Raw genomic sequence first — 12,826 nt, forward strand, 5'->3', positions numbered from 1 at the left:
GAAAAATCAACATATATTTTATTAAGCATATTTTGCAGTATATTAAAAAAATACGTATTATTATTTTATGTAATCAACTCCAAAAGAATTTGGCATAAAGAACATTGGTATAAATTTAAGATGAAAAATATAGTTATTTCTGTAGCGAAATATACTTTGGAAAATGGAAAGGTTAATAAAGTATATTTTTATCTGAATTTTGGGCGAAATGAGAAAAAGTAATTAATCAATGTCTTACTATAGATGTTATAAATATGGAGGAAATGATGATAAATAGTAACAAAATAATTACAAACATTATTACAATTTTGTTAATCATATCTGCTTATACAATGAGACCAACTGTGCTAGGACAAAATTATACTAATATTGCAATGATTTTATTAATAGTAGCTTTAATAATCTTTTTCGCTTATGGTTATAGTAAAAAATACAATATTCTAAATTTAAATACCATTCCAATACTGATAATGTGTTATATATTTTGGATTTATCTTGGTTTTCAAGCCATATTTCTTAATAATAGCAATATTGATTTTGTATTAAAATCAATAATATCTAATATTATATCAATTAGTGTATTTTCATTAGTTTTAGAAGATGATGAATTAAATTATAAATTCTTCAAAATATTTATTGTAATTATAGTAATATGTTGTGTTTCTTATATAATAACATTCATTATAAATATATTTATTGATATAGATAAAATATACTTATTTAGATTACCAGTAAGAGGTTATAATTATGAAAGTGGAAAAGTATACATACCTTTTACTATTTCATATGGGAAGTTTTTAATTAATAATAATTTCGAAACAATTAGATTGTTGGGGTTGTTTAGGGAGTCTGGAATATTTCAATGCTTCATTATTTGGTCTATATTTATTTGTGATTATTACTTTAAAAGCAGTAAAATTATTAAGTTAATTCTTGTATTTGGATTATTTGGTACGTTTTCAACAATAAGTATCATCAATCTTTTCTTTGCCTACGCATTAAATATAATATTAAACAAAAAATATTCAATTAAAAAATATATTTTAGCTTTTTGTGTTCTTATTTTAGGGGTCTATTTAATATTTAATATGCCTTATTTTGGTATAAAAGGTAAATTGGGTTATGGACAAGCTTCAATAACTGACAGGTTAGATGGTTTTAAAGTAGGAGAAAATATTCTAAGAGAACAACCATTGTTTGGAAATGGATATTTTTATTATACAGATAAAAGAAATACAGGAATAAACTTGATTTCCTCAATTGGTCAAATAGGACTTTTAGGATTATTTTTATATTTTTTAATATATTTACTATCTCTATTCTCTACAAATTTTAGTAAAAAACTTATTGTTGCAATGTCACCAATTATAATTACATTATTATTTTCTCAACCCATATTTGATGCACCCTTAATTTTTATTCTACTACTTATAAAATACCAACCTGAAAAAATAAAATCTGCTGATTGGAGGATGTATGAAACAAAAAGAATTAAAAGAAGAAATACCAGTAGTATTCATACATAATGGAGGACAAGAATACATTAAATATGCTTTAAATTCAGCTAAGAAATATAATTCTATTGTACATTTAATTGGAGATGAATCAAATTCTAATTATTGGGATCACTTTAGTAATTCATCATTTTATGATTTAAAAGATTTTAAGAATTTTAGTGAAGAATATATGCATATGTCAACTAATTCATACCTTTTTGAACTTAATTGTTTTAAAAGATATTTTTTATTAAGAGAATTCATGAAGTTGAATAATGTTAATAATTCATTTATGGTTGATAGTGATGTATTAACATATGCAGATTACTCTCAGTATATAAAAAATAATGATTATTTTGGGGGATTATCTATTCCTATTAATCAAGATAATTATATTTGGAGCGCTTCTCCTCATTGTTCCTATTGGACAATTGATTCTCTTGATGATTTTATTAATTATATTTTTTTCATATATTCTAACAATATAGGTATGCTTAAAGAAAAATTTAAATGGCATAATTTAAATAGTTTACCTGGTGGTATATGTGATATGACATTATTGTATCTTTGGAGTAAGAATAAAAATAATATTTTAAATACAGCAATTTCAAGAAATGACTCAGTTATTGATCATAATATAAACATTTCCAATAATTATGATAACCTTGAATATGAATATGATAAATTATTAAGAATAAAAAAAATAAAGTTAATTGATAAAATACCACATGTTTTTTCATTAAAGACTAATAAATATATAAGAATAAATTCATTACATTTTCAAGGAAGAGCTAAATCATTAATGAAGCATTATTATTATAATAGCGGTTCGTTGTATTTTAATAGATTAAAAGGATTTTTAAAAAAATATTAAATTTTGTTATAGAGGTAAAAATATGAAAAAAGTTTTTTTGGTTGATAGCTTTTCAGGAGGACATCATAAAATATATTCTGATAAGCTACTTAGTATTAAAGATACAATACAAGTAATTAAAGAATATAAATTTAATGATAAATCATTGTTGGGATATATAAAGAGTAGGTTAAATTTTATTAGAAGAATCCATGAAGAATGTAATTTTTATAATTGTGAAAAAACAATTCATTTCTTATACTTTGATTCATTATATACTATATCTTTTATAAATTATTTTTCTCAGTTTACCAATACGTCCTTTATAGGAACAATTCATAGAATGCCTGATAATTATATAAAGATTTTATTATTAAAAAAGGCAAGCAAAAAAATGGATAAAATCATAGTAAACTCTGAATACATGATGGAATATCTCCAAAAGTACAATATCAATAATGTTGAAGTTGTAGACTATCCTATACTTCATGATAATTTAAAATATAAAGATATAAATGTTATAAATAAAGAAAAAATAATCGTATCCGCATTAGGAGGAACAAGATGGGATAAAGGTTTGGATATTTTATTGGAAGCATTTAAATATTTAGATACTGAATATAAGGATAGAATTTTACTTAATATTGTAGGTAAAGAGGAGTTTTTTTCTGAAAGTTATATATTGAAAAAATCAAAAGAATATGGTATTAATTCAAAGGTTTTTCTAAAAGAAGTATCAAATGATGAATTTGAATATAATATTAATATTTCAGATATTATAGTTATTCCTTATAGAAAAGTATTTACTGGAAACAGTGGACCTATGACTGAAGCAATATATAGAGGGATACCATGCATAGTAGCTGATCATAGTAATTTAGGATATTTAACTAAGAAGTATGATTTGGGAATATGTTTTAAATGTGGGGATTCGATTGATTTAGCTAATAAAATAAAGCATATGATTATGAATAAATGGAAGCCATCTTGCAATACAAAAGAATATATCAAAAGAATTAATCCAGATTATTTTATTAAAAAACATGAAAAAATATATTTTGGATAATATGTAAGATTTAATGTCAGTATCTTTTATTATTAATATACAAATGTTGAAGTGTTCTCATGGACAATCCTTTTTTTACTGTTTGATCCAATGCTGTTATTGTTAGATTTTTAGTCATTTTAATACCTACTGACCAAAATCCTAAATAGCTGTGGCATAGAGCTAGTTTTCATTGGTTGCAATATATATATATATATATCCAACCCAAGTTTTATTTGGTTTATAAATGTAGAAGTCCTGATTTAAAGAATTAGGAATTACAGCATAGTTATGCTTAGAAATAGTTATAGTTTTGTATTTACACTTAAACTGTCTTCATATATGAATTTCTTTCATTAATCTAGTGAACTTGTTCTTGCCGTACTTAATCCTATCTATCGTTAACAGAGCTGCAACACAATGTATTCTATAAGTTTCACGGGATTCTTATATATTGGTAACTATATTTTGATCCTCCATTTTTCTTATACTTGAAAATCTATATTTGAAACTTAGCTTATAAAGTATCAATATTTATATACTTTTCATATTATATTTTAGTAAAAATTTTATAATCAACTACGATAAAAGTGTATATAAGATAAACAAAGGGGATAAAGATAGTGAACGGTGGATTTTTAGGTTATATATCGGCAGAAATGTTTGGAGCAAAGGGAGACGGAGTAACAGATGATACGAAAGCAATCAATGATGCCTATAATTTCGCTAGAGCTAATAGAATGGATGTTTATTATACTAGTTCAGCTTATTTGATAACAAGCATAATAAACGGGACAGGGGTTAATTCATTTGGAAATATGTCACGATTAATATTTAAAGTTAATCCAACAACAGGATGTGCGTTTAGGTGGGGTGGAGAAGGGTGTACTGTAAATGGATTATGGTTTGATTTGTATAATACTGTGCAAAATACAGCAATGCAAGGTGTGGTAAACTCAGTTAATAATGTTAAAAATCAGAATTTTACTAATAATAAGATTAATACTAATACATTTATGTCTAATGGTGATGCAAATATTTACGGGCTGTGGTTTGATTCAACAGGGATAGAAGATTTATATGTAGCTAATAATGGTATTGACAATTGTAAGTATGGAATTCAGATAAATAATCAATCTAGCCAGGATATAGATGTAGATATAAGTCCTTTAGGTAATCCAAGTAAAAATATTATTATAGAGAATAATAGGTTAATGGATGCAGCAATTGGTATAAATACACCACATATATTTTGTAGTAATGTAATAGTATCTAAGAATATAGTTAAAAGTAAATATGGACTTGAAATCAATTTAGCACATGTAACGAATTATAAAGTTATAGATAATATTTGTGAAGGGGATATAAGTGCCATTGATAGTAATATTCATATTGAAGATGTATCTTATAACGGTATAATTAGTGGTAATGAATTAAAGCCAAGTGCTAATCAGGATGGTATTAGATATATTGTAGCTCCGGGAGTAAGTAAAGATAGTAGAAATTTTAATGATTCTTCAATAATTACAAATAATTTTATCACTGGCAAAGGATCCAATTCCAATACTTCAGGTATTTTAGTAGGAGATATATATGGTAATTATCTTTTAATTAATGATAATTATATATCTTCAGTAAATAAGGGTTTGGTTTTATGTGGTAAATATATTACTGCGATTGATAATAGTGTAAAAGATGTTAATTTAGCATTATTTGTTTTAAGTAATACAACAACAATAAATAAATTTACATTTAATAATTGTGCTAATATTATCAATACGGCACAGAATATAGTAATTGAAAATTGTAGGTTTATTAATTCAAATAATATACTTCCTATTTATGATAGCAACAAATATACTACTGTTTTATATAAAGATATTAGTATTACAAATAGAAATATCAATATAGCAAGTTATATACCATATGATGTAATAATGTTACCTCAAAGAAAATTTGATTTTGATATTATCATAATAGTACAGAATGGATTTAATTTAATTTCGTCAAAGTATAATATTAAGTATGATGAAATTAATTTTACGGCAACTAAAAAGTGTGAAGTTCTTAATGGATCATTTGGAGGAATAACTTTAACAAAATCAAATAATATATTGAAGGCATCTAATTATATTGATGGAAACAATCAGAATGTAACAATAACAATAAGTATTGAAGGTTCCGTTTCATATTATATTTAATAGTAGAATAAAAAAGCCCTTTAGCTTAAAGCTTGTATAAAAGTCGAACTTTAAACTAAGGGGCTTTATAAATAATATCGAAGGGAATAAATAGGGAAGGATTTAAAATGAACAAATTAAAAAGAAATGTATGTATAGAAGTAGTGTTAATTACACTTATATTACTATGCTTATTTTTAAGAGAAATGAAATTATATCATAATAAGATTTCAGGTTACAAACATTTCAGTAGCGGCAATATATCAGTAGAAATGTTTGGAGCAAAGGGAGACGGAGTAACAGATGATACGAAAGCAATCAATGATGCCTATAATTTCGCTAGAGCTAATAGAATGGATGTTTATTATACTAGTTCAGCTTATTTGATAACAAGCATAATAAACGGGACAGGGGTTAATTCATTTGGAAATATGTCACGATTAATATTTAAAGTTAATCCAACAACAGGATGTGCGTTTAGGTGGGGTGGAGAAGGGTGTACTGTAAATGGATTATGGTTTGATTTGTATAATACTGTGCAAAATACAGCAATGCAAGGTGTGGTAAACTCAGTTAATAATGTTAAAAATCAGAATTTTACTAATAATAAGATTAATACTAATACATTTATGTCTAATGGTGATGCAAATATTTACGGGCTATGGTTTGATTCAACAGGGATAGAAGATTTATATGTAGCTAATAATGGTATTGACAATTGTAAGTATGGAATTCAGATAAATAATCAATCTAGCCAGGATATAGATGTAGATATAAGTCCTTTAGGTAATCCAAGTAAAAATATTATTATAGAGAATAATAGGTTAATGGATGCAACAATTGGTATAAATACACCACATATATTTTGTAGTAATGTAATAGTATCTAAGAATATAGTTAAAAGTAAATATGGACTTGAAATCAATTTAGCACATGTAACGAATTATAAAGTTATAGATAATATTTGTGAAGGGGATATAAGTGCCATTGATAGTAATATTCATATTGAAGATGTATCTTATAACGGTATAATTAGTGGTAATGAATTAAAGCCAAGTGCTAATCAGGATGGTATTAGATATATTGTAGCTCCGGGAGTAAGTAAAGATAGTAGGAATTTTAATGATTCTTCAATAATTACAAATAATTTTATCACTGGCAAAGGATCCAATTCCAATACTTCAGGTATTTTAGTAGGAGATATATATGGTAATTTTCTAAAAATAACTAATAATAAAGTATCTTCAATTAAAAATGGAATTATAACATGTGGATATAACAATTCAACTTCAAGAAACAACATAGATAATGCAAATTTAGCTTTAACTATAATTGGAGCTAATACAGAAATAAATGATTCTACATTTATTAACTGTTTTAATATTATAAAGACAACAAAAGATGTTGAAATTAACAATTGTAAGATTATTAATTCATATTGCATTAGTCCTATTCGTGATAAAAAAAGTAATTCTAAAGTAATATATAATAACATTAATTATATTAAAATTAATGTCAATGATAACACTCAATATGATTTAATTACTTTGCCAGAAGGTGAATTTAATTTTGATATTGGTATAACCGCTCAAAATGAAACTGACGTAATCTTATCTGAGTTTAGCATTAAAGGAAATAAGGATGAAGTTCACATTGAAAGAAGGGGTAATAAAGAAGGAGGGGTAGATAATATTGTATTAGAGAATTATGGAGGGAAAATAAGTATTCATAATTTAAATGTGAATAAAAGTGAAAATATATATACAACAATAAATATTAAAGGCAAATTAGTGTTTTATTAATATTTCAGATGTGTAGACTGAATAGGAAGTGCTTAAATGATTATGCGTAATTAGAAAATAGTTGAACTTAGAGTTATCGAATTAGCAGCACAATTATGCAAAGATAGATAAATATACTCAATGTTTATTGGAAGATTCTCTATTAAATAATGGTTGATTTTTGATGGAACCTATCTAAACCTATAGCTGGATTTCTAAATATTTTATAACACTTTTTCTCTGAGTAACTTAAAACTAGCTCTACCAAACATAGACTTTTTTATAATTTTTAATTTACTTATATTTCCTTAGTAAAAAGAACAAAACTAAATTTTAAAACTTAGCTTTGTTCTTTTTATTTTTTTAGTAATTGAATAAATAAAATCTAATGCATACTTATTTTTTAATATTATTAATTCAAACAAATAACAAATAAAAAATACAAATACTGATATTACCAAAATAATAATTGGTCTTGAAAATAAGTTTTTTATTGTTAAAATAATTAAGGATTCTAAAGCTGTACCTATTCCAACACTTATAAAATTATTTAAACTAATCTTAAGCTTAAATAACTTAATCGAATATTTATATAGAACTATGAAAATAACTAGCTCAATTATAACCCTTGTTATAGCAGCCCCTATGTTTTTATACATAAAGATTAAAGACAGTCCAATAAACAAATTTGCCACATTACCTATTATAATAGACGTTAAGAATTGCTTTTCTTTATTATTTGGCATTAATATTTGATAAACCATAAAATTATTTAATGCTATTAATATAATTACTGGAGATAAGATTTTTAAACATATAATTGACTCATAAAAGCCACTGCCAGCAAATATAAGTATTATTTCTTTAGCCAATAAAAATAATCCTAATGTAATAGGAATTGCAATCAAAAACAGTATGTTAAATCCGCCCTCTAGTATTCTATTTAAGCTAGTGTTATCTTTTATCTCTATGTAATATGATAATCTTGGAAATACAACTATATTTACAGATATCATAATTGAGATTATTAATTGTATTAATTTAAATGATGTGCTATATACCCCCACATTTGCATCATTTCCCAATATACCCAAAATGATAACTACTGCCTGTCCGTATAAACTCATTACTAAGTTAGTAGCAAAGATAATAACTATATTGCTTAAATGCTTTTTAATATTATAATTTTTATATATTTTGAAAGTTATATATTTAAAAGAATTAATTAAATTCAAAATATTTGATCCAAAAGAGGATATTGTTATTAATAAAGCATAAGAAACATAATCATTTTTGTTTTTGACAAATAAAAATAATAAAATTAATGATATTATTTGAAAAAATATTGTTCTTACCGTTATATATATATATTTCTCCAAACCTTGATATAGCCACTCCATACCTGCAGCATTTAATATTATTCCTATACTTAATATTAAATATAAAGACTTTTGATTAAATGCACTTTTATAAAAATAGAGAAAAAATAAAAAAAATGAATATGCTACTATTACAGAACAAATATTTATTATAATCATTTCATGACAAAACTTACTTAGTTTATCTTTATCTTGTCTCAACTTTGCAACTTCTCTTGTAGCATATGTGTTAATACCTAGCATTGCTATTATAATAAAATATGATATTATCGTTCTAGCGAATTCAACTTTTCCAACACCATCTGACATCAATATTCTTGCGACATATGGAAATGTTATTATTGGATATATAACTGCCATTGTAACTCTTAGAATGTTGAACAATATATTAATTTTTACTGATTCTTGTTTCATATATAAATACTCCCCTATATTTGCTACTTAATTTTCACTCGTAATTATTTATTATTAAAATATAATAAAAGATATATTCTTTTATAAAATATTTCCTATCTTATAAGTATCTCTTCCGGTATATTCGTATATTCCTCTAAACGTAGTATTTTTTCTATACTTAGAATTGATAACTATAACATAAAATACTTTTTATCATTAGAGAGAGAAAATTTACAATTAAATGCTTAGGACATAAAAAATTCTTAATCGTTAATATATGATAATTTTCACTAAATAGGATGATGTATTAGGATTGTGATGAAGCTTGTTATTGCTAGTTACCACTTAAATGCCACACATATTTTTAGTATTACTGTATGTTCTTTTGATTCTAGCGAAGTTGTAAATATCATAATTTTTAATAGTGTGCTTGCCAGCGTGTTAAGTTGTTCCTGTCCTCTTACTCCACCAGTACAAGTATTGAATATTTTACATTTATCTATGGTGTTAGTAATCTTACTATCTATATAAATATCTGTTTTTCAAGAATTTCTAACAGTATAACCAATTTTAGTTATATTAATTTAGCTAATTATTCACATTCAAAAGTTAATCTAGTAAAAGAAACATTGCTATAGTTATTAATGGTAATGAGAGGTTCTTTAAGTGTTTACTTATAATTGTAACCAATCAATTAAATCAAACCTGTCTTTTACTAAAGAAGCTGTTGAACTAAGTTTGAAAAGTTCTTTTAGTCTTTTAAAGGTATTAAGAAACAATTCATAAAAGATTCTGTGTAACCAAGCAAAAACTATTAAGAAAGTATACTTGGAGGCATATGAATACCTTTTGTCCAACTTATCCGATGATGGGAAAACATATCTAAATATAAGCTTAAATTTATTAAAATCATCATTAGACTGTAAGCTGTGACTTAGAATTCTAGTACTTGTTACTCTAGTTTCATCCCTTTTGCCATAAACACCACTCTCAAAAACCTCATTGGTTAAAATTTTAATATATTCAGCTGAGTCAAAGTAATTTGTTTTATAAGTAGCAGGTACATTTAAATCAAGTAAAGTATCACATAAGGTTAAAATGACGCTAATAAGTTTATTAAGCCTGCAAGATTCAGATAAATCAAATAGTAAGTCCCAATCAATCGCAGTTCTCTCACTTTCTATAAATACAACAATATCACAAAGCTGTCTCACCCCAAACCCAGATTTAATCATATGGGATGCTATATGAATGAAAAGATGCATTAGTTCATATTCAAGGGAAAGAGCTTGTACTTTAACTCCGTGGAAATCAAGTTCTCTGAGATTATTCCACACTGTATCCTCAAAGGGGGCTACATTTCTTAAATGTTCATGATTACTTAAAGACCAGTGAAGGTCAATGGAAAGATTGTTTTCATGGATAAAGCAGCATTCATAAGCAATTGAGCTATCTTTCTTATAGCCTAACTGAAGCAAAACCGTTTCTGCTGCTTCAACAAATTCTTCTTTTACTAGAATGTCAGCATCAGACATAGTCCTAAATTCAGGCCTAGGATATAAATCCCTAAGGATTAAGCCCTTTAAAGCAATAACAGGAACACCATCTTCCTCAAAAGCTTTGAAAACATTTTTCATTTGATTGATATGCTGAGTTTGCACTATACTGTTAATAATTGTATCTTTACTCCATTCAGTCAATAAGATAGAGTCGATATTACAGGTTTTACTCATCTTCTTAAAAAGAGGATAAATAAGGGCATAAACCTCGTGAGCTTTAGCTTCCTCATAAACTTCTCGCCAGTTAATATCATGTATATCTAATTTATCAATATCTTTTCCACGAATAGCAGCAGATAATAAGGTAACTAATGTTTTTTGTGTACTATTCATTTATAATCCTCCTCTATAAATAATATGAAACAAATTAATCTACATAACTCCTAAAGCCGATTCTTCAATAGAATATCCATCTACCGCATATATATTTCCACCATCAAGTTTTAATACTCTGTTACAAATAGCTAGTGCTGAAGGTCTATGGGTGATAATAATACAGGTTGGATGGTAATCAAGATTTTTAATAGCCTCCAAAACCTTCACTTCCGTATCCATATCAAGAGCAGAAGTGGCTTCATCAAGAATCAATAAAGGCTTTTGTCGGATTAGAGCTCTAGCTATAACAAGTCTCTGAGCTTGTCCTTCTGATAACCCTATACCATTCTCCCCTATAATAGTAAGTGTTTTATTAGGTAACTTATCTACAAAATCCCAGGCACAAGCAGCTTTTAGTGCCGATAGTATGTCCTCTTTAGTAGCATTTAGGTTTCCATACTTAAGATTGTCTTCGATAGTACCTGAGAATAAAGTATTTCCTTGAGGAACGTAAGAAATTTGATGTCGTGTCATTGGTGAAGATTCAATTGACTCATTATCATTTATAAAGTTGATAGAACCACTATTACTATTAAGCAAAGCTAGAAGTAGCCTTATAAATGTAGTTTTACCTTCACCTGACGGACCTACTAAAGCAACAATTTCACCAGGAAATATTGTTAAAGATATATTCTTTAAAATAGGTAAATCTTTGTTATATTCAAACCATACATCTTTATACTCAATAATAGGTGAGTTATATGGTGTAATAGTTGAAGATGAGAACTCATGATTTTCCAAAGGTAGTTTTTCGATTTCCATAAGTCTTTCTGTTGAAGCATATGAAGTAATGAATTGTGACAGAGAACTAGCTAAACCAGAAAGCGGCATCTGCACATTAGCTGTTAATTGCAGTAGTGCAGTTAAAGTTCCAAAAGTAGAAACGCCAGCTGAAAGTCTGGAGGTTCCTAAAGCAAATACTAAAAAGTAAGTGAGCCAATAGCTGAAGTTAATAGTGGAACTGTAAAGAGAGCTTATGCTGCTTCTTGATAAGAAGAGCTTAAGTTTTTTGTTTTGTATTTCATTAAACTTAGTTAAGTTATTTTTCTCAAGACAAAAAGTCTTAACTATAAGCATGTTTTGAATTGATTCCTGCATAAAGGATAAATACTTAGATTCATTTTCTTGGGTTTTCAAGTGGATATTTCTCAATTTTTTAGCATAAAACCTACCGAATAATAACGAAACAGGAGCTATGATAATAGTTAAAAAAGCTATAGTTGGTTCGTAGGATAAGAGAATTATAAAAGATGAAATCAGCATAGCAGATAGTGATATAACATTTGGCAACGTATTTACTATTAAATTTGTTACATTTGAAGTATCGCTTAATATTCTAGATATCATATCTCCACTATGATACTTTGAACCTTCCATCCATTGGCTGTAGGTAATGTGAGAATAGAGCCTTTTCTGAATATTATTTGAAAGTGAAGTTGAACAATAGGTAGTAAGTAGAGTCTGAATATAATTAATTATAATTTCTCCAATAATTAATGAACCAAGTATAATCAAGGGAGTAAAAATCAGTGAAACATTTCCGGATATTGATGAATCGATTAAGTTTTTGATTACAATAGCTCTATATACACTGATAAATGAAGTTAATACTCCTAGAAATATTAAAAAAACTAATTGTAGAGCAATATATCTACATTGACTTATTAGCCATTTACTTTTAATTAATAAGCTTTTCAAAAATAAAATCCTCCTTAGAATAAAATATAAATTTTAACTTATATAAATAATTATAAATTTCTAG

The 12,826-nt window shown here is 26.1% G+C and carries 8 protein-coding genes; 5 read left to right on the top strand and 3 right to left on the bottom strand.

Annotated elements, in window-relative coordinates:
- Positions 1–266 precede the first annotated feature (266 nt).
- The 5 genes from CPJCM30710_RS00215 (at position 267) to CPJCM30710_RS00235 (ending at position 7,376) form a co-directional block, all read left to right on the top strand.
- Positions 267–1,526, top strand: a complete 1,260-nt coding sequence (locus tag CPJCM30710_RS00215) for a hypothetical protein (RefSeq protein WP_212902145.1) — start codon at positions 267–269, stop codon at positions 1,524–1,526.
- Positions 1,477–2,370, top strand: a complete 894-nt coding sequence (locus CPJCM30710_RS00220; protein WP_212902146.1) for a hypothetical protein — start codon at positions 1,477–1,479, stop codon at positions 2,368–2,370. Before CPJCM30710_RS00215 ends, CPJCM30710_RS00220 begins: the two co-directional genes overlap by 50 nt.
- Before the next feature lie 22 nt (positions 2,371–2,392).
- Positions 2,393–3,415, top strand: a complete 1,023-nt coding sequence (locus CPJCM30710_RS00225) for a glycosyltransferase (RefSeq protein ID WP_212902147.1) — start codon at positions 2,393–2,395, stop codon at positions 3,413–3,415.
- 602 nt (positions 3,416–4,017) lie between these two features.
- Positions 4,018–5,595 (top strand): hypothetical protein, encoded by a 1,578-nt coding sequence (locus tag CPJCM30710_RS00230; RefSeq protein WP_212902148.1) that lies wholly within the window; start codon positions 4,018–4,020, stop codon positions 5,593–5,595.
- Positions 5,596–5,702: 107 nt separating this feature from the next.
- Complete coding sequence (locus CPJCM30710_RS00235) at positions 5,703–7,376, top strand: hypothetical protein (RefSeq protein WP_212902149.1); 1,674 nt, start codon at positions 5,703–5,705, stop codon at positions 7,374–7,376.
- Positions 7,377–7,681: 305 nt separating this feature from the next.
- On the opposite strand, the gene CPJCM30710_RS00240 is transcribed toward CPJCM30710_RS00235, so the two are convergent.
- From CPJCM30710_RS00240 to CPJCM30710_RS00250, 3 genes are all read right to left on the bottom strand, one after another.
- Complete coding sequence (locus tag CPJCM30710_RS00240; protein WP_212902150.1) at positions 7,682–9,148, bottom strand: flippase; 1,467 nt, start codon at positions 9,146–9,148, stop codon at positions 7,682–7,684.
- Positions 9,149–9,804: 656 nt separating this feature from the next.
- Positions 9,805–11,022 (bottom strand): nucleotidyltransferase domain-containing protein, encoded by a 1,218-nt coding sequence (locus tag CPJCM30710_RS00245; protein ID WP_212902151.1) that lies wholly within the window; start codon positions 11,020–11,022, stop codon positions 9,805–9,807.
- Positions 11,023–11,061: 39 nt separating this feature from the next.
- Positions 11,062–12,762: an ABC transporter ATP-binding protein gene (locus tag CPJCM30710_RS00250; RefSeq protein WP_212902152.1), complete on the bottom strand. Its 1,701-nt coding sequence runs from the start codon at positions 12,760–12,762 to the stop codon at positions 11,062–11,064.
- Between the last annotated feature and the right edge of the window lie 64 nt (positions 12,763–12,826).

This window comes from Clostridium polyendosporum (assembly GCF_018332455.1).
GTDB lineage: Bacteria > Bacillota > Clostridia > Clostridiales > Clostridiaceae > Clostridium_AY > Clostridium_AY polyendosporum.

What these genes read in the sequence shown, in the direction of transcription:
- CPJCM30710_RS00220 (WP_212902146.1), top strand. Translation starts at nt 1,477, where the DNA reads ATGAAACAAAAAGAATTAAAAGAAGAAATACCAGTAGTATTCATACAT.
- CPJCM30710_RS00240 (WP_212902150.1), bottom strand. Translation starts at nt 9,148, where the DNA reads ATGAAACAAGAATCAGTAAAAATTAATATATTGTTCAACATTCTAAGA.
- CPJCM30710_RS00215 (WP_212902145.1), top strand. Translation starts at nt 267, where the DNA reads ATGATAAATAGTAACAAAATAATTACAAACATTATTACAATTTTGTTA.
- CPJCM30710_RS00225 (WP_212902147.1), top strand. Translation starts at nt 2,393, where the DNA reads ATGAAAAAAGTTTTTTTGGTTGATAGCTTTTCAGGAGGACATCATAAA.
- CPJCM30710_RS00245 (WP_212902151.1), bottom strand. Translation starts at nt 11,022, where the DNA reads ATGAATAGTACACAAAAAACATTAGTTACCTTATTATCTGCTGCTATT.
- CPJCM30710_RS00235 (WP_212902149.1), top strand. Translation starts at nt 5,703, where the DNA reads ATGAACAAATTAAAAAGAAATGTATGTATAGAAGTAGTGTTAATTACA.